This is a genomic window from Nocardia sp. NPDC024068 (genome assembly GCF_040638875.1).
Lineage (GTDB): Bacteria > Actinomycetota > Actinomycetes > Mycobacteriales > Mycobacteriaceae > Nocardia.
The window spans coordinates 1-20,546 of the sequence record NZ_JBEZYU010000060.1 but is presented as its reverse complement, the minus strand read 5'-3'; the positions used below and the strand labels follow the sequence as shown (position 1 = coordinate 20,546).

19 protein-coding genes are annotated in these 20,546 nt (G+C 68.1%); 5 read left to right on the top strand and 14 right to left on the bottom strand.

Features of this window, described 5'->3' with window-relative positions; translation table 11 throughout:
• Positions 1-19: 19 nt before the first annotated feature.
• From AB0F41_RS27505 to AB0F41_RS27470, 8 genes are read right to left on the bottom strand one after another with little or no spacing between them, the layout of a single operon-like run.
• Positions 20-976: an MlaD family protein gene (locus tag AB0F41_RS27505; protein WP_357428726.1), complete on the bottom strand. Its 957-nt coding sequence runs from the start codon at positions 974-976 to the stop codon at positions 20-22.
• Positions 973-2,031, bottom strand: coding sequence for an MlaD family protein (locus AB0F41_RS27500; protein WP_357428724.1), 1,059 nt, complete (start codon positions 2,029-2,031; stop codon positions 973-975). Before AB0F41_RS27500 ends, AB0F41_RS27505 begins: the two co-directional genes overlap by 4 nt.
• Positions 2,028-3,131, bottom strand: coding sequence for an MlaD family protein (locus AB0F41_RS27495; RefSeq protein WP_357428722.1), 1,104 nt, complete (start codon positions 3,129-3,131; stop codon positions 2,028-2,030). The genes AB0F41_RS27500 and AB0F41_RS27495 overlap by 4 nt, the downstream gene beginning before the upstream one ends.
• Entirely contained in the window at positions 3,125-4,132 is a 1,008-nt protein-coding gene (locus AB0F41_RS27490) for an MlaD family protein (RefSeq protein ID WP_357428720.1), read from the bottom strand. The genes AB0F41_RS27495 and AB0F41_RS27490 overlap by 7 nt, the downstream gene beginning before the upstream one ends.
• The gene (locus AB0F41_RS27485) at positions 4,120-5,115 is read right to left on the bottom strand and encodes an MlaD family protein (protein WP_357428718.1); all 996 of its coding nucleotides are present in this window, start codon (positions 5,113-5,115) and stop codon (positions 4,120-4,122) included. The genes AB0F41_RS27490 and AB0F41_RS27485 overlap by 13 nt, the downstream gene beginning before the upstream one ends.
• Positions 5,115-6,167, bottom strand: coding sequence for a hypothetical protein (locus tag AB0F41_RS27480; RefSeq protein ID WP_357428716.1), 1,053 nt, complete (start codon positions 6,165-6,167; stop codon positions 5,115-5,117). The genes AB0F41_RS27485 and AB0F41_RS27480 overlap by 1 nt, the downstream gene beginning before the upstream one ends.
• A gap of 4 nt (positions 6,168-6,171) precedes the next feature.
• Positions 6,172-7,032: an ABC transporter permease gene (locus AB0F41_RS27475; RefSeq protein ID WP_357428714.1), complete on the bottom strand. Its 861-nt coding sequence runs from the start codon at positions 7,030-7,032 to the stop codon at positions 6,172-6,174.
• The gene (locus tag AB0F41_RS27470) at positions 7,032-7,859 is read right to left on the bottom strand and encodes an ABC transporter permease (RefSeq protein ID WP_357428756.1); all 828 of its coding nucleotides are present in this window, start codon (positions 7,857-7,859) and stop codon (positions 7,032-7,034) included. Before AB0F41_RS27470 ends, AB0F41_RS27475 begins: the two co-directional genes overlap by 1 nt.
• A gap of 567 nt (positions 7,860-8,426) precedes the next feature.
• Here AB0F41_RS27470 and AB0F41_RS27465 point away from each other — a divergent pair.
• Positions 8,427-9,149: a hypothetical protein gene (locus AB0F41_RS27465; RefSeq protein ID WP_357428712.1), complete on the top strand. Its 723-nt coding sequence runs from the start codon at positions 8,427-8,429 to the stop codon at positions 9,147-9,149.
• 93 nt (positions 9,150-9,242) lie between these two features.
• Here the strand turns inward: AB0F41_RS27465 and AB0F41_RS27460 are convergent, their stop codons facing one another.
• Positions 9,243-10,352: a DUF475 domain-containing protein gene (locus AB0F41_RS27460; RefSeq protein WP_357428710.1), complete on the bottom strand. Its 1,110-nt coding sequence runs from the start codon at positions 10,350-10,352 to the stop codon at positions 9,243-9,245.
• A gap of 205 nt (positions 10,353-10,557) precedes the next feature.
• A complete protein-coding gene (locus AB0F41_RS27455; protein ID WP_357428708.1) occupies positions 10,558-11,133 on the bottom strand; it encodes a TerD family protein in 576 nt (191 codons plus the stop codon).
• Between the two features lie 189 nt (positions 11,134-11,322).
• On the opposite strand from AB0F41_RS27455, the gene AB0F41_RS27450 reads away from it, so the two are divergent.
• Genes AB0F41_RS27450 through AB0F41_RS27435 form a run of 4 tightly spaced genes read left to right on the top strand, consistent with a single transcriptional unit; the run spans position 11,323 to position 17,086 of the window.
• Positions 11,323-12,534 carry a hypothetical protein gene (locus tag AB0F41_RS27450; protein WP_357428706.1) on the top strand — a complete coding sequence of 404 codons (1,212 nt, stop codon included), beginning with the start codon at positions 11,323-11,325 and terminating at the stop codon, positions 12,532-12,534.
• A 12-nt stretch (positions 12,535-12,546) separates the two neighbouring features.
• The gene (locus AB0F41_RS27445; protein WP_357428704.1) at positions 12,547-13,758 is read left to right on the top strand and encodes an HpcH/HpaI aldolase/citrate lyase family protein; all 1,212 of its coding nucleotides are present in this window, start codon (positions 12,547-12,549) and stop codon (positions 13,756-13,758) included.
• Complete coding sequence (locus AB0F41_RS27440; protein WP_357428702.1) at positions 13,755-16,220, top strand: phosphoribosyltransferase; 2,466 nt, start codon at positions 13,755-13,757, stop codon at positions 16,218-16,220. Before AB0F41_RS27445 ends, AB0F41_RS27440 begins: the two co-directional genes overlap by 4 nt.
• Positions 16,221-16,240: 20 nt before the next feature.
• A complete protein-coding gene (locus tag AB0F41_RS27435) occupies positions 16,241-17,086 on the top strand; it encodes an HAD family hydrolase (protein WP_357428754.1) in 846 nt (281 codons plus the stop codon).
• Here AB0F41_RS27435 and AB0F41_RS27430 read toward each other — a convergent pair.
• From AB0F41_RS27430 to AB0F41_RS27415, 4 genes are all read right to left on the bottom strand, one after another.
• Positions 17,083-18,048 carry a DUF389 domain-containing protein gene (locus tag AB0F41_RS27430; protein ID WP_357428700.1) on the bottom strand — a complete coding sequence of 322 codons (966 nt, stop codon included), beginning with the start codon at positions 18,046-18,048 and terminating at the stop codon, positions 17,083-17,085. The two genes, AB0F41_RS27435 and AB0F41_RS27430, sit on opposite strands and share 4 nt — an antisense overlap.
• 69 nt (positions 18,049-18,117) lie before the next feature.
• Entirely contained in the window at positions 18,118-18,879 is a 762-nt protein-coding gene (locus AB0F41_RS27425; RefSeq protein ID WP_357428698.1) for an AIM24 family protein, read from the bottom strand.
• Positions 18,876-19,577 carry an AIM24 family protein gene (locus AB0F41_RS27420; protein ID WP_357428696.1) on the bottom strand — a complete coding sequence of 234 codons (702 nt, stop codon included), beginning with the start codon at positions 19,575-19,577 and terminating at the stop codon, positions 18,876-18,878. Before AB0F41_RS27420 ends, AB0F41_RS27425 begins: the two co-directional genes overlap by 4 nt.
• A gap of 3 nt (positions 19,578-19,580) precedes the next feature.
• On the bottom strand, positions 19,581-20,204 hold the full coding sequence (locus AB0F41_RS27415) for an AIM24 family protein (protein ID WP_357428694.1): 624 nt from the start codon (positions 20,202-20,204) through the stop codon (positions 19,581-19,583).
• Positions 20,205-20,546 lie beyond the last annotated feature (342 nt).

Sequence of the window (20,546 nt, the reverse complement as noted above, 5' to 3'; positions counted from 1 at the left end):
CGGAAGCGGGAGCCGACTGCTATTTCAGGCCGATGCGGAAGTGCAGGGTGCCGTCGGTGTCGACGCCGTTGAGCGCCTGGTCGAGCAGGGCGCCGATATCGAGGGTGGGCGCGCGCTGGACGGCGTCGGAAACGACGGGTTGCAGCATGGGGCCCAGCGGCGCCAGGCCGGGACCGATCTTGCGCAGCAGTGCCTCCATTTCCACGAGGAAGGGCAGCACACCGTCGCCGGTGAAGTAGTCCGACGGGGGGCGGCTCTCCACGAGTTTCGAGCCGTTCTCCACGATGGCGCTCAAGGTGACACCGAATTCACCGAACAGCGGTCCCGCGTGCGCGAGCGAGGGTCCCATCCAGTCGATGTCACCGCCGAGTGCCTGCAGGTCGTCGAACAACTGCCGCAGCGACGCGGACCGGCTCAGCAGGGTGGCCGCCAGCAGGGTGGTGGAGCGTTGCAGGCTCTGCACGGCGACATCGGTGCCGTCGAGTGCCTGGTCGAAGGTGCCGACCAGGCCGGCCATCACTTCGGGGTGGATCTGGTTCAGCAGTTCGACCAGCCGGGTCGACAGCGCGGTGATCGAGGCCGGCATGTGGATCCGGCTGGTCGGGACGTCCTGTCCGTCTTCGAGATAGGGCCCGGTATCGCTGTCGGGGGCGAACCCGACATAGGGCTCGCCGAGCGCGGACAGTTGTTCGATGTGGATATCGCCGGCTACCGGGATCCGGTAGTGGTCGTCGATCGCGAGGCGTACGAACACCCCGGTGGCTTCCTTGCGCACCGATTCGGTGCGGCCGACCTGTATACCGTGCAGCAGCACTGGTGCTCCGGGGCCGAGGCCGCCCGAGCTCTCCAGGTGCAGGTCGACGGTGATGTGGTCGCGGCGCGGATCCAGATGCAGCACACCGACGCCCATATAGGCGACGCCGAACACCAGGACCGCGGCGATGGCGGACAGTGAGGTGATCGCGCGGATGTTCATCGGACCGCGCCGATCATGCGCAGGGTGTCCACGATGCGGGTGGTCTGTTCGTCCGGTGACAGTGGCGTGGCGGGGGTGGCCGTGACCTGCGACAGGTTCAGTTTCGGGCCGTGCTCGGCGAACGGGATGACCCGGGTGTGCAGCAGATCCACCAGTTTCTTCAGGTTGGAGGGGGCGGTGGTGTCCAGCGGCGCCGCCCCGAACAGCACCGGGACCACCGCGCGCACGGTGGACTCCACTGAGGCCAGCAGCGGGCCCAGCCACTGGGTGCCGGGGCCGACCGGGCCGAGCGAGGTGAGTACGAAGATGACCCCGATCTGGGCGTTCATCGCGTCGGTGGTCTGCTGCACACCATAGGGGGTGAGCAGTTCTTCGAGAACCGGCCCGTTGTCCAGCACGCCCTGCTGGACGACGGATTCGAGTCCGTCGAGGACGCTGTCGACGGAGCCGGTGTTCGCGGCGAGGTCGGTGAGGTCGGCGCCGACGGTGCCGGCCAGGCGGGCGGTGTCGCGCGGGTTCTTCGGCAGTACCCCGTTCATGGTGCGTACGAGGTCTTGGATATCGGTGACCGCGCCGCTGCCGACGAAGACCGACAGCGAGGCGAGGATGTCCTCGATCAGCGGTGGCTGGGTGGTGTCGGCCAGCGGGATCGTCGCGCCGGGTTCGAGCCGGGCCGGGCCGGGGGTTTCCGGTTCGGTGAGCGCGATATGCACATCGCCCAGCGGTGTCTCCTGGCGCAGTTCGGCTTTCGTGCCGATCGGCAGCCGCACCGAATCCTGCACTTCGATATCGGCGACCACGAAACCCGGGCGTGCACCGGCGATTCCGGCGTCGATCACGGTGACCCCGGTGAGCAGGCCGACCCGGACGCCGTCGGCGATCACCTTGGCGCCTTGCGGCAGGTTGAGCACATTGGCGAATTCGATGCGCAACGGATAGGTCGGGCCCTCGACCCCGGCGCCGGGGACCGGTATGTCGGCGGGCCGGAAGCTGCAGCCGGCCAGCAGCACCGCGAGGACGGCGGCGAGCAGCACTCGTGCGGGCAGGAAGGTCATCGTGCGCTCACCGCCGCGAGGAGCAGGGACGGAACCGGCATGCGGACCGCACCCGATGCCGACAACGGGCACGGCTGTCCGGTGATCGCCCGCAATCCGGCGCAGATCCGGGCGGTCGCCGGCTCCGGTAGCGCGACCGCGGGCGGGGCGTAACCGATGACGGTACGACCCGTGGCCGGGTCCGCCGATCGGGAGAAGCCGGCGGCGAGCGCCGGGGTCATCTCGATGATCCCGGCCAGTGAGCCGACCCCGGCCGCGAGCAGCCCGGGCAGATCCGGGATGGAGTCCAGGGCCCGTACCGCGGGGGTGCCGAAGGTTCGTATCACGTCGTTGAGCTGCGGCAGGACGGATGCGAGGTCGTCGACGAGCTGGATGATCGGCGGGAACGCGATGGTCACGATGTCGTTGAAGGTTTGCGGGAGTTCGGTGACCACCGCTTCGACGGTGGCCCAGCCGTTGCGGGCGCGGTGCACCAGTTCGGTGAGGGCGTCGATCAGTTTGCCGATGTGGTCGACGGCGGCCTGCGGGGAGTCCAGTGCCCGGGCCAGCTCGTTGATGAGAGTGTTGAGTTCCTCGCCCGTCCCCGTGGTCGCGGCGTTCAGCGCGCCGAGGCCGGCGCCGACCGCCCCCTGCTGCGCGGGATCCTGTGCACCGTTGAGCTGGTCCGCCAGTCCGGCGAGTGCGTCGAAGGTCCGCGAAAGGCTTTGCGGAGTGAGTGTTCTGGTGATGCACTCGGCGGGTTCGCGGCCGGGTCCGGCCGGTTCGTCGCCGACGAGTTCGAGTTTGCGGTCGGCGAGCACGGTGTCGTTCACGGTCACCGCGCCCACATCCGGTGGGAGTTTGCGGTCCGCGCGCATCGCGAACCGTACCCGCGCCGCGGCGCCGTGGGGTTCGATTCCGGTCACCTCGCCGACCCGCACGCCCAGCACCGTGACGGCGCTGCCCTGGTACAGCCCGATGCTGTCGGGCATATCGGCGCAGTAGGCGCGGGTCTCCGGGGTGGGCTTTATCAGGGTGAAACCGGCCACGGCCAGCAGTAGGAGGGCGAGCAGCACCGCGGCCGACATGAGGCCCCGGGAACCCAGCACGCGGGTCAGCATCCTGCTCCTCGCACGGGGATGCACACTCCGGACCGGTCCACCGTCATCCCGCCCTCGGGCGGGACCAGCGGGAGCAGCCGCTGCCCCAGGGCATGCAGCGAGTCGAGCAGGGTGCCCAGGCGGCCGCCGAGTTCGCCGAGTTTCGGAACCAGATCGGCGAGCGGGCGGGACTGCGCGGCCCAGGTCTCGTCCCAGGTGCGTCCGAGTGGGGACAGGCCGTGCAGTACCGACGTCACGTCCTGCAGTGCCTGTGCGATCTGGGTCTTGTAGTTGCGCACGATCGACTCCAGCGTTCCCAGGTTGTTCAGCAGTTGCACCAGCACATCGGAACTCCCGTTCAGGGCGGTCAGGTATTCGTCGGCGACCGTGAGGGCGCGGGAGATATCGGAGTTCTGCCGGTCCATGATCCCCACCAGATCGCCGGTGGCCTGTACCGCGGCGCGGAAGGCGTCGGGGCTGTCCCCGGCCGAGGTCGCCAGCATCGCCAGGTTCTGCCGGAGCAGCCCGCCGTCGATTTCGCGGACCGGCGCGATGGCGGCCTCGAAGACTTCGGTCAGGTTGTAGGGCAGCTCGACTCGCTCGCGGGGGATCACCCGCGAGCCGAGCGGTGCCGTACCGGCGGGCTCGAGCGCGAGGTAGTAGCCGCCGACCACGGTCAGCATCCGGACTCTCAGGGAGGTGCCGTCCCCGACGAATACGTCGTCGTCCACGGTGAAGGTCATATGGACCCGGTCGGACAGCAGGGTCAGTGATGCCACCTCACCGACGGGTATTCCGGCGAGCCGCACGTCGTCGCCCTCCCGGATCGACCCGGCCTGCGCGATATCGGCGCTGTAGGTCCGGGTGGAATCGGTGCCCCGCACGTACACGATCCCGATACCGGCGACCAGCAGCACCGCCAGGCACAGTCCCGCGATACCCCAGCGCAGATCACCGCCGCGGTCATCCGGCGCGTGTCCGGCGGATTTCCGCCGCGGTCGCCACCGTTTCAGGAATTGCACAGCACCACTCCCTGGCCGGCGATGAGTACCTGTAGTGGTGCCGGCGCGCTCGCTTCGCCGCGTGAGCAGGCCCCGGGCCCGGTCGCGGGCACCGCGGCGGCGATGGACTGGATCAGCCCGGGCAGCCGGTCGAATACCTCGGTCGCCGTGGCGGGATCGGGAAACGCCGCCCGCAGTGCGGCGTCCAGGTCGCGGCCGGGTTCGCCGGTGATACCGAGGACGGCCAGGATATTGCGGATCGGCTGGATCACCGGCGGGATGGCCAGCGAGAATTCGACCAGTCCGGGCAGCTTGTCACCGATGGCGGTGAACAGATTGGTGAGATTGGTGAGCATCTGCACCGCGTTTCCCGATTTCCCGCCGAGGGTCCCCGCCATCCGCGAGAGGTTGCCGACCAGCGTCGACAGCACCGCTTGGCGGTCGGTGGCGTAGCGGCTCAGCCGGTCGATGGCGTCGAGGGCCGGTCCCAGTCCGGTGCCGTCGCCCTCGAGTACCGCCAGCATGCTCTCGGTGAACTGGTTCAGCTCCCCCGGGGAAAGCTGAGCCAGCACCGGTTGCAGGCCGTTGAACAAAGCGGTGATATCGAACGCCGGTGTGGTCTGGGAGGTGTCGAACACCGAGGACGGTTCACGCTGCGCCTCCGGACGTTCCGGTTGCGCGATGTCCAGATACCGGAACCCGGTGAGGTTCTGGTATCGGATGGCGACCGTGCTGTTGGTGAACACCGGATGGCCGGACTGCACGGTGAAACGCGCCCGCGCCAGGACACCGTCCAGTTCGAGCTGCTCCACCTTGCCGACCTGCACGCCGTAGATCCGCACATCGTCGCCGACACGGAGCCCGTTGGCATCGGTGAACAGCGCGGTGTACGTATGGGTGTCACCCTCGACGGGCCGCTCGACCAGCTGGAACACACCGGCGAGCGCGATCGCCATCACCGCGGTCGCGACCGCCACGCGCACGAACAGCGCCCGGGTCGTCATCACCGGCCCTCCTTCGGTGCGGGAAGTATCGACGACAGTGGCCCGGTGAGACCGGGGACGAGGTCGAGTTGCACCTCGGCGTCGAGGACGGGTCCCGACGGGGTGTCGCGGAACGCGCGCGCCAGCCGGTCCAGCAACTCGGTCAGCTGCGCCCCGGAGTGCGCCGGATCGCCCACGGCCGCCGGTATCTGATCCAGCATCGTGGTGGCGACCGGCAGCAGGTCGGCGAAATACGGGCGCGCGGTGGTGAAGGTCTGGGTCACCACGGGCAGCAGCTGGTTCTGGATGCCGCCGAACAGTTCCCGGAACTCGGCCAGGTTCTCCGGATTGCGGAAGTACTGGTTGGTGTAGGCGGCTTCCAGCACATCCAGCCCGCCGGTGATCATGGGCGGCAACCCCGCCAGCGCCGAACCGTACCGGTCGAGCAGGAAGGACGGGGCGAGTTGCCGGGTCTCGACGTAGGCGCGGGTCGTCGCGCCGATGGCCTGTAGCAATGGAGTGAAGGCGCCGACATCGCGGGACAGTGTGCTCAGCAGCTCCGCCAGATCGGGCGTCAGCACCGAACCGGTCAGCAGGCCGGTGGATTTCAGCAGCGCCGCCAGCGTGGCGTCACGGACCCGGCCGGCCTCCGGACCGGTCAGGTCCACGGTCATGCCGTCGGTCAGGGTGGTGCCGCCGGTATGCGAACGCAGTTGCAGCGCAGTGATGCCGAACAGGTTGTCGGGGGCGTAGTCGACACCGAGGGCGTCGCTGAGGCCGAACAGCTGGGATCGGGTCAACGCCAGTTCGATGGTCTTGCGCCCCGGCCCGGTGGTACTGATCGACCGCACCGATCCGATCTTGACGCCGTCGAGTCTGACCTCGGTACCGGATTCGACTCCGGCGCCGACCCCGCTGGTCACCAGACCGATCCGGATCTCGTCGGCTGATCGGCCCTCCGGGGCGACCCGCCAGGCCAGCAGGAGTACCGCGGTGAGCGCGACCGCGCAGATCCCGAGGACACGGGCCCGGCGGGGTCCGACCTCGGTGCCGGGAAGGGCATAGGCAGGCATCACATCACCCGGTGAACGAGATCGGGGACTGGAAGCCCCACAGCAGGATGGTGGCGAACATGTCCAGCGCGATGATCGAGACCAGGCTCGCCCGGATGGCGCGGCCGGAACCCACACCGACCCCTTCGGGTCCGCCGGTGGCGAAATAGCCCTGGTAGCTGTGGATCAGCACGACGGCCACCGCGAAGATCATCACCTTGATCGTGGCGGCGAGGACGTCCCAGCTCAGCACGAACTGGTCGAAGTAGTGGTCGTAGGTACCCGACGGGGTGCCGTGGATATTGGTGACGATGATCTCGCAGGACAGGTAGCTCAAGATCAGTGCGACCACGAATGCCGGTGCCACCGCCACGATTCCGGCGATCACCCGGGTGGTCACCACGAACGGCACCGACCGGATGCCCAGTGATTCCAGTGCGTCGATCTCCTCCGAGATCCGCATCGACCCGATCTCGGCGGTCATCCGGCAACCCGCCTGCGCGGCGAACCCCACTCCGGCCGCGATCGGCGCGAGCTCCCGGGTGATGCCGAAGGCCGAGATGAGGCCGCTGAGCTGTCCCAGCGACAGCAGATTCAGCGCGCTGTAGGCCTCGATCCCGATCGAGGCGCCCATGGACGCGCCCAGCAGCAGCATCAACGGCACCACCCCGCCGCCGATGATCACCGAACCGCGGCCCCACGTCATATCGGTGATCACGGCGATGGTCTGCCGCCGGTAGTGCAGCAGGGTGTAGGGCACCGAGGACAGCACCTGCCAGCCGAAGCCGATAGCGAAACCGATCGAATCGATCGGGCCCATGGGCCGCACCCGGCGTGCGATCCGGCTCAGCCGTTTCAGCCCCGGCGGGGCATAGGGCGCCGCCATCACGCCATCCTGACCGGTATGAACATCGTGACGACCTGGGTGATCACGGTGTTGAGCACCGCTACCGCCGCGACCGACATCACCACCGCGGCGTTCACCCCGTCGGCGACGCCACGCGGTCCGCCCTTGGCCTCCAGCCCGCGCTGGCAGGCGATGACCACCACCAGGAATCCGAAGATCATCGCCTTCACCAGCGACACCCAGATATCGACGGTGGTCGTGAAGGAACCGAAGGACTCCCAGTAGCTACCCGGCGTCACATCCAGCGCCACCACCGCGACCAGGAACCCCGCGGCGATACCCACCACGATGATCAGGATGTTCAGCAGCGGCGCGACCAGCATCATGGCGGCGATGCGTGGCACCACCAGCCGCTGGATCGGATCCACCCCCATAACGCGCATGGCGTCGACTTCCTCCCGGATGGTCCGGGCCCCCAGATCGGCGGCGATGGCGGCCGCGCCCGCACCCCCGAGAAGCATGGCCGCGGCCATCGGCGCACCCTGTTTGATCACGCCGAGGCCGCCGGCCGCGCCGATCATCGTGTCGGCGCCGAGCTGGGAGACGATATTGCCGACCTGGGCCGAGAGGATCACCCCGAAGGGAATGGCCATCAGAACGGCCGGCACAGCGGTGACCGTGATCAGGAACCACGCCTGGGCCAAACTTTCACGGACCTGGAAACGCAGCCCGACCGTGTCCTGAGCACCGATCCGTACGGCCTGAACGCCGATCCGGAGGGCGCGGCCCAAGGTGGCCAGGCTCGCGAGGACCGTGCCCGAGAAATTGCGGCGCAGGGTGGTGCCCGGCCCCGCTTCGGTCGGTATGTCGCCCGGCGCCGCGCCCAGCTCGCCGGTTGTCACTTGCCCGTTCGCGAGATTCGGCCCGACCTGCGAACAGCTGATCTCCGCTGTCCCTCCACCTGCTGGGGAGTTGTCCGAACCCTGCATACTCGCCTTCACCCTGACCCAGTGCCGGCCCAACCTTTGTATACAGCATTCCGAACAGTAGGTTGGACATCTGTCCGGACGGTACTACACCTAAATGCCGGGCGTCGAGGGTTTCGGGATCAGGAATATCCGGTCACTTACGAGAGTGGTCTCGACCCTTGCGCTCGGGGCGATCGGTAGTGGCGCGGCGCAGTGGTGGTTGTGCGCGCTCGATCAGGTCGGCGAGGCGGTCGATGAGCTCGTCGCGGGTGAGGTGATTGTCGAGTGTGTCATCCTGCCAGGCCAGCAGCAGACCCCAGCGCTTACATCGAACGGGCGAGCAGCAGCTGAGCGATCTGGAACGTCGCTTCGCTTCGGAATTCCAACAGCGCCGTGATGGCTGTATTTTCCCAGCTGGACGTAGGGTGAGGGAGTGCGGGGGCCCGCTCGTCGAGGAGGCCGGCCATGTCCGAGAGTCCGCGATCGATCGCCGAAACCGATCCCGCGCTGCCCTCCGGCGCGGACCAGGAGCGGTTCGCCGGGTACGGGGTGATGGGACTGCCCTTCACGAGCGGTCACTATCTGGCCTTCCGGCATTTCGCCGCCAGTTCGGTGGGGCCGGGGTACGAGTCGGTCTGGCACCGCGATCCGGCCGGGGAATGGGTGATCTACAGCAGTGTGTCCCCCGCGATGAGCTGCGCCCGGTATTACGGGTCGGCGCTGGCGGACGCGCGGGTCACGAATATCGCGGTCACCTGGCTCGGCCCCTACTCGCTGACGGTCGAGATCCCGGACGTCCTCGACTGGAGTATCGAACTGGGGCGATCGGCCGCCACCGCGGCGATGACGGGACTCGGGGGTGTGATGCCCGCCGCGCTGTGGCGGAGCCCGGCCGTGCTGTCGATGATGTCCCGGGTCGCGGGTCCGGCGCTGGGTGTGGGGCGGGTGCGGCTGAGCGGGGCGGCGCCGAACGGGCAGTGGTTCCGTACCAACCCGAAGATGCTGTGGACGGTCGAGGACAGTGCGGCCCGGCTCGACGGTGTCGATATCGGTCCACCCGGGCCGTTGGCCGAGCAGACGAAACTGGGTGATTTCTGGCTGCCGCAGCGGGGGATGTTCGCGGTGGGGCAGGCGTATTTCGAACAGTACGACGCAGCCCGCCATACGCCCGCCGGGTCCGGTTCGTGACAGGTGCCCGCACCGCCGGGTGACCGGATCTCCGGGAAAAGCAACGGGAGCGGACCCTCAGGGGTCCGCTCCCGTGTTTCTGCAGAGGCGCGATCAGCCCACCGGCGTCGGTTCGGAGGTCGCGGCGGTCTTCGGGTCTTCTTCCTTACGGTTGCGGCGGATGCTGGAGAGCACCGCGGCGCCGATGAACGCGATACCGATGAGTCCGGTGACGAGCTCGTGGACATGGATATCGCCGACCGTGATCAGCAGGATCAGCGCCAGTGCGCCGATCGCCCAGTGGGCGCCGTGCTCGAGGTACACGTATTCGTTCAGCGTGCCCCGGCGGACCAGGTAGACGGTGATCGACCGGACGAACATGGCGCCGATCAGGCCCAGGCCCAGCGCGATGATGATCGGGTCGGCGGTGATGGCGAACGCGCCGATCACCCCGTCGAACGAGAACGAGGCGTCCAGGACCTCCAGGTAGAGGAACAGGAAGAACCCGGCCTTACCGGTGGCTTTGGCCAGCCCGGACGGGCCGGCGGCCTCCTCGGCGTGTTCCTCGGCGTTGAACATCGAGCCGAGACCGTCCACCGCGATGTAGATCACCATGCCCAGCAGGCCGGCCAGCAGCACGGTGGAGCGGTCTTCGTCGTGGGCGAGGAATTCGGCGGCCAGGATCAGGCCGATACCGGCGACGACGACGGAGGCCATATCCAGCTTCCCGGCCTTGGCGAGCGGACGTTCGATCCAGCTCAGCCAGGTCAGTTCGCGATCGGCCAGGATGAAGTTGAGGAACAGCATCGCCAGGAACATGCCGCCGAACGCCGCGATCTGCGGATGCGCGTCGGTGAGCAGCGTCTCGTAGCTGGGGCTGCCGTCGGGGAAGAAGGCGGCATCGCCCGCCGGCGGATTCAGGGCCAGGTCGAACGCTTCGACCGGATTGAGTCCCGCGGTGACCCACACGATGGCCAGCGGGAAGACCAGCCGCATACCGAAGACGGCGATGAGGATACCGATGGTGAGGAAGATCTTCTGCCAGAACTCACTCATCTTCTCCAAGATGGTGGCGTTGATGACAGCATTGTCGAACGAGAGCGAGACCTCGAGGATGCCGAGGATGACGCACAGCGCGAGGGCCGTGGGGCCACCGTAGAGGAAGGCCACCCCCAGCGACAGCACTGTGACGACCAGAGATAAACCGAATATGCGCAGGACCACGCTGGGACCTTTCGTGTGCGGTGGCCGGACTGCGGTCGGTATCCCGGCCCTGAACGAGAAACCTGGTCGGCGGTGTCGGCGACCGGTCACCAGCGTTACCGTCCACCGCCAATTTGTCCAATTTGTCCCCTCGCGCCTGCTGGGGAGGCGTGCAGTGAGGGGGCCCGATACCGGACCCCCTCACGCTACCCGGAGGTGCGGATCGTCAGACGTTGACTCCGTAGTCACGGGCGATACCGGCCAGGCCGGAGGCGTAGCCCTGGCCGATCGCGCGGAACTTCCATTCGGCGCCGTTGCGGTACAGCTCACCGAACACCATGGCGGTTTCGGTGGAGGCGTCCTCGGACAGGTCGTAGCGGGCCAGCTCCTCGCCGTTGGCCCGGTTCACCACGCGGATGTACGCGTTGCGAACCTGCCCGAAGGACTGCTGGCGGCCGTCGGCCTCGTAGATCGACACCGGGAAGAAGATGCTTTCGATGTTCGGCGGGGTGTTCGCCAGGTCGACGTTGATGACCTCGTCGTCGCCCTCGCCCTCGCCCGTGGTGTTGTCGCCGACGTGCTCGATGCTGCCCTCGGGGGACTTCAGGTTGTTGAAGAACACGAAGTGCTGGTCGGAGACGACTTTCTTATCGGAACCGGTGGCGATCGCGCTGGCGTCCAGGTCGAAGTCGGTGCCGGTGGTGGTGCGCACATCCCAGCCGAGACCGACGGCGACCGCGGTGAGCCCCGGAGCCGCTTTGCTCAGCGAGACGTTGCCGCCCTTGGACAAACTGACACCCATGCGGGATTCCCTTTCGTAGTTGTCTGCGATTCCCAGCATGTCCGAAATCGCCGGGTACGGAATACGACAGTAGTGGTTTTCGGCGAACTTGCGCAGAAAGTCGGTCAACCTCTATGTTCGCGTGCGCGATGCGGGTTCGTCGCCGCCGCGGCGGGCGCGGCCGGTACGCGATCTCATACCATCGGGTCTGTGGCAGGCCGCAGACGTGGATGGTTCCGGTCGGGCGAAGATCCGTGGTTCGAACAGGCGCGGTCGGCGCTGACCGCGGCGTTCCTGGATATGGACCGGCGGCAATCGGCCGCCGATGCGGCGGTCGTGGCCTCCGAGGAGATCTTCCCGGAGCGGGAGCTGGGTCGCCGGTGGTCGCCGGTGCGCGACACCTGTTACGCCGCCGGCGAGGCATATCTCACGCTCACCGCGGATATGGAGCGGGACGAGCAGGCCGGGACCCGGGCGCCGGGCCGGGAGCAGCGGGCGGATGCGGTGGTCCGGCAGCTGGGGGCGGCCGCTCGCGAGGTGGACCGGTTCTACCACGGCGCCAGGGGCCAACTCGAGGAGGCGACCGGGCTGCGGCGCGCGGTTCCCGAACTCGTGGCCCGGGTCACCGCCGAGGCCGCGCGGGTGCGCAGGCTGGCGGTTGAATCGGAGTACGCGGAATACCCGTCGGTGCGGTCGGCCGCGACCGCGGTGGATGAGGCGCTCGTCACACTGGAGGCCGTACCCGCGGCCGAGCGGGGGCGGGTCCGGACGGCGGCAAACCAACTCGACGCGGCGTCCACGCTGGTGTCGGAAGCGTTGGCCCAGGCCCCATCTCGCGCCGGGGCCGCGCGCAACGCCATCGCGTCGGTTACCACCCGGCTGGCCGCGGTGCGCACCCGCGCCGAGCGGATCGGGCCCGCGCATTCAGCCCTGTTACGCGAGTTCAATGCTGCGAGTTCGGCGGATCTGGCCGACAATGAGCGCACCAGTGAGCGTCATATCGCCGCCGCGGACGCCGCCCTCGCCGGGGCGAAGGCCGCCGCGGCCGAGCACAACCCGGAGCCGGCCCTTGACCTGACCACGACTGCGCGCGGCCATCTCGCCGACGCCGAACAACTCGTCGATGCCGTCACCAAACGGCTGTCCGAGTTACGAGCGGTCCGCGACAATCCGCGTGAACGAGCCGAGGCCGTACGATTCCGTCTCCGGGACGCGCAGATGCTCGCCGTCACGCGGGGACTGGTCTCCGAATGGGGCTCGGTACTCGACGCTCAGGTCGAGCGCCTCGACAGGGTCAGCGGATCCCTCACCGGGCGCCATCCCGATTATTGGGCGTATGTAAACGAGCTGGACACCATCACCGAATTCATTGCGGGTGTGGTGGAGCGAATGCGGAAACAACCGGGACAACGACGAGGATGAGACGGGGGCTCGATGACAGCAGGCATGGCCGTCCGGCAGGAGATCTCCCTGCACAAGGCGATACCGCGCCGGCATTTCCGGCAATTGCAGGGTCCGGATGCCAGAGCACTGTTCCACCGGCAGCCGGAGCCGTTCGATGAGCACACCGATCGTGACACGCTGGCCGTGGCGCTGGGCGCCACCCTCTACGTCCCGGCGACCAGAGCCGATCTGACGGCGACGATCATCCGCCGCGCCGATCGGGGGGTGTGCTCGATGGTCATCGACCTAGAGGACGCCGTCGCCGACCACGAGGTGGCGATGGCAAAACAGCAGACCGTGCGCACGCTGGACGAACTGGCCGCGCGGCCGGATCCGAGCCCGCTGCTGTTCGTCCGGGTCCGCGACGCCGACACCGTGCCCGAACTGCTCGATCGGCTGGGCGCGGGCGCCGATGTGCTCACCGGGTTCGTCTTTCCGAAATTCGACAGCTCCTCGGCGCCCAAATACCTTTCCGCGCTGGCCGCGGCCGCCGCCCGTACCACCCGCCCGCTCTACGGGATGCCGGTGCTGGAGTCGGCGGCGCTGGTGCACCGGCAGACCCGCGATACCGAACTGACCCATATCGCGGCGCTGCTGGCCGAGCACCGGGAGCGGATCCTGGCGGTGCGGGTGGGTGCCACCGATATGTGCGCGACCTTCGGTATCCGCCGCGATCGCGATCTCACCATCTACGACGTGCGGGTGGTGGCCGATGTGATCGCCGATATCGTCAACTATCTGGGCCGCGCCGACGGCACCGGGTTCGTGATCACGGGGCCGGTCTGGGAGTACTTCGCCGATCACGAACGGCTGTTCCGGCCGCTGCTGCGGACCGCGCCGTTCGAGGAATCCGACGCGGTACCGTTCCGCAGCTATCTGGTGAGCCGGGATCTCGACGGCCTGCTGCGTGAGATAACCCTGGACCGGGCCAACGGGATCCAGGGCAAAACCGTGATCCACCCCTCGCATGTGGCGGCGGTACACGCCCTCTCGGTGGTGACGCACGAGGAGTATTCCGATGCGCTCGACATCCTGGAGGTCGAGGTCGGCGGCGTGGCCGCGTCCGGCTACCGGAACAAGATGAACGAGATGCGGCCGCATCGCAGCTGGGCCGGCCACACCCTGGCCCGGGCTCGGGTTTTCGGGGTGGCGAAGAAAGGGGTGTCCTTCGTGGATCTGCTATCGGCGCTGGTGAAGGGGTGAGTACCGCACCGGTTGACGAGACCGGCCGGGCCACCGGCGCTCTCGGTATCGAGTTACGGCACGGGCAGGCGTATCGCCACGGCGAGACCCCCGACGCCCTGCCGCACCGCCCCGATATCGCCGAACTGCTGCGGCCGGGGCTGCGTAAGAATCCGCGGCGCGCGCATCTGCTGGTGTCGACGGTGCTGGGCAAACATCTGCCGACCGATCCGCTGGTGGTACGCGATTCGGGTAATCGCCTGGGCGACCTGGTCCGCGTGGTGCTCGGTGAGCAGGACGCGGTGGTGCTCGGGTTCGCCGAAACGGCCACCGGTCTGGGGCACTGTGTGGCCGCCCGGATCGAGGCGGCGTGCTATCTGCACTCCACCCGTCGCGTGGTGCCGGGCGCGCGGACGCTGACCGGTTTCGAGGAGGGGCATTCGCATGCCACCTCTCATCTGCTGCAGCCGATGCCCGCCGGTGTGTTCACACCCGGACTCCCGCTGGTCCTGGTGGACGACGAGATCTCCACGGGCAATACCGCTTTGGACGCGATCACGGCGCTGCACGAATTCGCGCCGCGCACCCACTATGTGCTGGCCACGCTGGTCGATATGCGCACCGACGCCGATCGCGACCGGTTCGCCGCCGTGGCCGCCGGGCTCGGCGCGCGGATCGACACGGTATGCCTGGCAGCGGGGAGCGCGTTGTTGCCCGATGGTCTGGCGGCGACCGTCGCGGCGCTCCCCGAAGCCGAGCTCAACCCGGTCGCCGGTGCGCGGGGAGCGGTCACGCGGCTGGAACTGCCGTGGCCGCGAGACGTGCCGGACGGCGGCCGGCACGGGTTCCTGCGCGGCGACACCGCGGCGTTCGAACAGGCCGCCACCGCGGCCGGGAAACTGCTGCGTGATCAGCTGGCCACCGCCTACGCCGACCGGCCGGTGATCGTGCTCGGGCACGAGGAACTCATGTACCTGCCGCTGCGTCTGGCGGTGGGGCTGGCCGAGGCAGGACTCCCGGTGCGTTATCAGACCACCACCCGTTCACCGGCTTATGTGCTGGACGAACCGGGCTACCCGCTGCGCCGCGGGTTCCGCTTCCGGGCGCCCGAGCGGGGCGAGGAAAAACCGCGCTATCTCTACAACGCGCGCTGGCCGGAGATCGAGGGCGCCGGCGGGCCGGAACCTGCGCTGGACCCGGTGCTGGTATTCGTGGTCGACGAACCGGGTGATTCCACGGAACTCGACGCCCCCGGCGGGCTGCTGGATGTGCTCACCGCCGCGGGTTCGGATGTAGTGGTGGCGGTCCTGCCCGGCGCCGACCCGCGGGCGCTGGTCGCGGCGCGAGCCGGCGCGCGCGGACCCGAACCGCTCTACGGTCCCGAATTCGGCTCCTACGCACGTGCGGATGTGGCGTGGTTGCTGAAGGACCTGTCCGGCGCGGATCTGGAAGCCGATATCGCCGAACGGGAGCAGCGGATCCAGGCGGGGGTCGCGCACTACGCGGAATCACTGCCCATCGAATACCAGCCCGACGCCGCCTATCGCGAACTGTTCGACCGGGTGCTCGACGACAGTGCGCGGCGGCTGGCGCTCGCGGTGGGTACCGTCGCCGAGCTCGTGGTTGCCGAACGCGGCACCGAGATCTCGCTGGCCTCACTGGCCCGGGCCGGAACCCCGATCGGCATCCTGATCCGCCGCTGGCTCGCCGCCGGATACGGCGACCGGCCACCCCTGGACATTCCGCACTACGCGGTGTCGATCGTGCGCGACCGCGGAATCGACGCGGTGGCCCTGGACTATCTGGCCCGCCACCACGACCCCGGTTCGGTGGTGTTCGTGGACGGCTGGACCGGTAAAGGCGCGATCACCCGGGAACTCACCGACGCGCTGGACGCCTATCATGCCGCCGGCGGTGCCCGATTCGACGACGACCTCGCCGTTCTCGCCGACCCCGGCCACTGTGTCCGCACCTACGGCACCCGGGACGATTTCCTGATCGCCTCGGCCTGCCTCAACTCCACGGTCTCCGGTCTGGTTTCGCGTACGGTGCTCAACCGCGATCTGATCGGACCGGATGAGTTCCACGGCGCGAAGTTCTATGCCGAACTGTCCGGCGCGGATGTCTCCGGGCGGTTGATCGATACCGTCGCCGCGGCCTTCGGCAGCGTCCGGCACGAGGTATCCTTCCAGGTGGCGGCATTACGTGCCGGTGACCGCGAACCCACCTGGGCGGGCTGGGATTCGGTGGAGCGGGTCCGGGCGGAATATGGCATCGGCAGTGTGAACTTCGTGAAACCGGGGGTCGGGGAGACGACCCGGGTGCTGCTGCGGCGGGTGCCGTGGCGGGTTCTGGTCCGCGAAGCCGACGCTCCCGAACACGCGCATATCCGGTTGCTCGCGCAGGCCCGCGGGGTACCGGTCGAAGTCGTACCCGAGCTGGCCTATTCATGTATGGGCCTGATCAAGGATGTGGCCCAGTGAGCACTCCCAAACCGGCGCTGATGGCCACCGACCTCGATCGGACCATGATCTACTCGCGCAACGCCTTCGGGCCCGGCGAACCGGAAACGGTCTGCGTCGAACACTTCGAGGGTGCGCCGCTGTCCTATATGACCGCGGCGGCCGTGGTCCGGCTGAAAGAACTGGCGGCCGCGGCCGCGGTGCTGCCCACCACCACCCGCACCATCGAACAGTTCCGCCGGATCGAACTGCCCGGCGCACCCTGGCCGTACGCGGTGACCAGCAACGGCGGCAACATCCTGGTGGACGGTGCCCCGGACCCGAGCTGGCGGGCGGCGATCGACGCCGCGGTCCGGGCCGGTGGGGCGAGCCTGGCCGAGGTCGGTGCGGCCCTGCGGTCCCGCGTCGACGACTCGTGGGTGCTCAAATACCGGGAAGCCGATGGACTCTTCTGCTACCTGGTCGTGGACCCGGCCGGGGTACCGGACGATTTCCTCGCCGAATGGGATCAGTGGTGCCGCGAACGCGGCTGGTCGGCGTCGCGGCAGGGTCGCAAGATCTACACCATGCCGCAGGCGGTCTGTAAGAGCCGCGCGGTCGCCGAGGTACGCACCCGGCTCCGCGCTGCCGGCGACCTGGAACCCGATGCCCCCACGCTGGCGGCCGGCGACGGTGCGCTGGACGCGGAGATGCTGGCCGCGGCCGATCACGCCATCCGGCCCCGGCACGGAGAACTCGAAGAACTCGGCTGGGACCATCCCGGCCTGACGGTCACCACGGCCACCGGAATCCGGGCGGGCCTGGAAATCCTGGACTGGTTCACCGCCGCACTCGCCGCCCGGCTGCCGGCCCTCGCCCGGGGCGCCGTGGCCGAGCCGGCCGGTTAGATCAGCCGGCGCCGCGCTCGTGCCGCGGTCTTCTCCCGCCGCAACGAGATCCGCGACCACACCGCCTTCTGTAGCGCCAGAGTCGCCCACCCGGCCAGGGCCATCCCGGTCAGGTTCACCACCAGTTGCAGGGTGCTGCCCCAGATCACCGAGCCCGCGCCGAACGCCAGCCCCAGTGCGATATTGCCGGCCGCGGGCACCGTGGTTACCGAGATGAACACCCCCACCAGCGCACCCGATTTCGCCGAGGTCAACGAAAGCACCCCGGCCGCGGCCGCGATCAGCGCGACGATGAACGACCATCTGTCCGGGGTGTAGATGAAAGCGGTCTCGGGATGGACACCCTCCACCGACTCGCTCGTGATCCAGCCCAGCATCCGGCCCACGAGCACCAGCACGAAAGTGGTGGCGATGGCGGCGATGAAACCCAGCCCCAGGGTCGCGGTCGCCCGCCAGAGCAGGGAATACCGCCGCCGCACCAGCGAAACGCCGAGGGCCGCGATCGCGCCGAACTCCGGGCCCAGTACCATCGCCCCGATCACCAGGATCTGCGAATCCACGATGATGGCGATCGCGGCCAGCATCGTCGCGAGCGTCATGAAACTCAAATAGACCCAGTTGAGTTCGGTGTCCTCGTACGAGCGCTGGGTCACATCCGCCCAGACCACGGAATCGGCGCTGTAGCCGGGGGTACGGACCTCGGCGCGCAGACCGGACAGCGAGATCCAGGTCTCCACCGGCTGCAGTTCGACAGTGCCGCGGCGATGCACACCGGTCTCGCGCAGGCGGTCCACGATATCGTTGGCGGCCTCGCGCGCCAGATCGGCCAGAATCAGATCACCCTCGGGCCGCAGGGCACTGTCACGCACCACGGCCAAGCCGCTGACGGCGTCGTCGGATTCCAGAATTGCCACCACGTCGTCGGTGAGCTCGGCCGGCGCGAGCACGCGCAGATGCAGCATGCGCCAAGTCTGCCCCGGCCACCGCCCAAGGGACAGCCGGACGAAACGGACAGGTCGGGCGGTAGTGGCTCAGTACCCCTGCTGGCCTGTCAGCTGCTGGGCGATAACTCCCTGTAGCCGTTGCAGACCCGGCACCGTGATGCCACTCTGCAACTGGCCCTCGATGGTCCGGATCAGCGCATGGTCGCTGAGCACCTTCTCACTCGACTGGATCAGAACGGTTCCGGCGCCGGTGAAATCGAACTGGCGTTCCTCGCCGGAATTCACACCGAACGCCGCCGCACCCGCGGCCAGAAAATTCGACACCCAGCGCTGATCGTAATGATGGCTCGGTGAAGGACAATCGGCCCAGCCCACCAGGGATTCCGGATCAACCCGCAACGGGGGCTCGGCGAAGATCACCGGTCCGTTCGAGGAGGCCAGGAATTTCCCGGTGCCGATCAGGGTGAGGAAACCCGGCACGATCGACTGGTTCAGCGACAACCCCGGCTCGAACGCGAGCAGATTCGCCGCGCGGATGGTCAGGTTGCCGTCTTCGAGATCGTAGGAGTTGATGTCGTAGCCGCGGTCGCCGATCAGCAGCTTGCCCTGCCCCTCGGCCACCACATAGTCACCGGTGAACAGTGGCGCCGAGAACTGCTGCGCCACCATATGCAACAGCTGCCCCTGCAACCCGTGGGTCAGCATCTGGAACCGCATCTGACCGTAGTAGGCGATCATGGCGCCTTTACGCATGAACCACGGTTTGGTGAGGTCGATGCAGAAGGCGTAACTGTTGCCGGGGACGTTGTCGCTCTCCCCGAGTGTCATCGGGCCGAGGATCTCGCTCACAGTTTCTCCTCCGACGCCTGCACATACACCAGACCCTGCCCGGCGCACTGCAGTTGCATGGCCTCACCGGCGCCGCGGCCGACCGCGTCCCGCCAGCTCACCGCGGTTTTCAACTCTGTCTGCACGTTTCCGTAGGACCCGATGAACGCCTGTGGATCCACCACGACCGGATTCGGCCCGCCCACCTGCAACTCCAGGAAACCGCCATGGGCGAGCACCACCGCGGCACCGTGCCCCGACAACTGGGTGGTGAACATGCCCTGCCCGGTCAACGCACCCGAGGCCGCGCCGCGCAGCGCACCCATCAGACCGCCACCACCGCCGCCACCACCCCCGGAGCTCATCACCGAGACCACCGAGGTCTGCAACCCGGCCGTATAGGCCAGCAGCCGCGACGCCTCGACCTGCATCACCGCACCCGGCTGCACCTGCACCACATGAACTTCCAGGCCCGAGAAACCGTAATGCACCACCCCCGGGCCCTGCGCGAGCATGGTGCGCTGATGCTCACCGGCCATCATGCGCCCGGCCATCCGCACCAGGCCGCCGCCCCCGCCCGCCCCGGCGCCGCCGGGAATCTCATGCGGTGCGAACGATACGTCGCCGGTATAGAACAACATGGCGCCGGTCCGGGCGACCACACCACCGGCCGCCCCGATATCGACCTTGACGACCTTGGAATTGACCTTCTCGAACATGTTCTACCGTTCCGCCGGTTGGATCGAGACCACGCCCTGCCCGTCCCAGCGCAAGGAAAACGCCTCACCGCCGTCCTGTCCCATCACCGAGCGCCAGGAAACATCGGTGACGAACGACTGATTGAGGTTGCCGCGCGCGGCGACGAACGCATCGGGATCCACCACCAGCGGGAACTGCGGCGTCACCTCCAGATGGATCAGCGGGCCACCCGCCGACAGCAACGCGACCTGACCCTGACCGCTGACGGTGGTGGTGAACAGGCCCTGGCCGCTGGAAGCGCCGCGCACACCGGCGAACCGCACATCGGTACGCAGATTCCCGGCGAACGCCAGCAGTTGCTGCGACTCCACCTGCAAGGTCTCGTTGTTCAGGTTCACCACGGAGACGTACTGGCCGTTGACGGCCAGATAGACGCGGCCGTTACCGCCGCACTCCATCAGCGACAACTTCTCGCCGGTGGCCCGGCGCTTCATCCCGGCGAGCACGCCCTCGCCGCCCCCGAAACCGGCGGACTTGAACTGGACGGCGCCCTCATAGGCGACCATGGAACCGGAGATCGCGCGGATACTGGTGTTCGCGAGATGAACCTCGACTACTTTCTTCGACTTTTCGAAGAGTTGTGCCATAGGGAATTCGCCCTGTCCTCGCCGCCCTGGACGCTGCGCGCCCATCCTTTGGGGGACACCTTAACGGTGCAGGTAGGTGGAGTCTATTTGTTGTTTCGGTGAGGTGGTCTTGCCGGTGAGGGTGGGGTAGGTGAGCTTGCCGGCGAGGGTGGGGTGGGTGTCCTTGCCCGGGAAGGTCGAGGAGGTGGCCTTGCGGGCGAAGGTGGGGTAGGTGACCTTGCTCGTGAAGGTGCTGTGTTTTTGGCGCGCTGGCGCGCGCGGGGGTTCGGCCCCCTCGAGCGTCGCCTGTCAGCCCGCGATACTCGCGCCTGCGGCGCATTGTCTCGCGGGCTGACAGGCGAC

Excerpts from the sequence above, each read along its gene's own strand:
- AB0F41_RS27485 (WP_357428718.1), bottom strand. The coding sequence starts at position 5,115 with ATGACGACCCGGGCGCTGTTCGTGCGCGTGGCGGTCGCGACCGCGGTG.
- AB0F41_RS27475 (WP_357428714.1), bottom strand. The coding sequence starts at position 7,032 with ATGGCGGCGCCCTATGCCCCGCCGGGGCTGAAACGGCTGAGCCGGATC.
- AB0F41_RS27455 (WP_357428708.1), bottom strand. The coding sequence starts at position 11,133 with ATGGGTGTCAGTTTGTCCAAGGGCGGCAACGTCTCGCTGAGCAAAGCG.
- AB0F41_RS27435 (WP_357428754.1), top strand. The coding sequence starts at position 16,241 with ATGGCCACCGACCTCGATCGGACCATGATCTACTCGCGCAACGCCTTC.
- AB0F41_RS27465 (WP_357428712.1), top strand. The coding sequence starts at position 8,427 with ATGTCCGAGAGTCCGCGATCGATCGCCGAAACCGATCCCGCGCTGCCC.
- AB0F41_RS27445 (WP_357428704.1), top strand. The coding sequence starts at position 12,547 with ATGACAGCAGGCATGGCCGTCCGGCAGGAGATCTCCCTGCACAAGGCG.
- AB0F41_RS27500 (WP_357428724.1), bottom strand. The coding sequence starts at position 2,031 with ATGACCTTCCTGCCCGCACGAGTGCTGCTCGCCGCCGTCCTCGCGGTG.
- AB0F41_RS27420 (WP_357428696.1), bottom strand. The coding sequence starts at position 19,577 with ATGTTCGAGAAGGTCAATTCCAAGGTCGTCAAGGTCGATATCGGGGCG.
- AB0F41_RS27415 (WP_357428694.1), bottom strand. The coding sequence starts at position 20,204 with ATGGCACAACTCTTCGAAAAGTCGAAGAAAGTAGTCGAGGTTCATCTC.
- AB0F41_RS27480 (WP_357428716.1), bottom strand. The coding sequence starts at position 6,167 with ATGCCTGCCTATGCCCTTCCCGGCACCGAGGTCGGACCCCGCCGGGCC.
- AB0F41_RS27495 (WP_357428722.1), bottom strand. The coding sequence starts at position 3,131 with ATGCTGACCCGCGTGCTGGGTTCCCGGGGCCTCATGTCGGCCGCGGTG.
- AB0F41_RS27505 (WP_357428726.1), bottom strand. The coding sequence starts at position 976 with ATGAACATCCGCGCGATCACCTCACTGTCCGCCATCGCCGCGGTCCTG.
- AB0F41_RS27430 (WP_357428700.1), bottom strand. The coding sequence starts at position 18,048 with ATGCTGCATCTGCGCGTGCTCGCGCCGGCCGAGCTCACCGACGACGTG.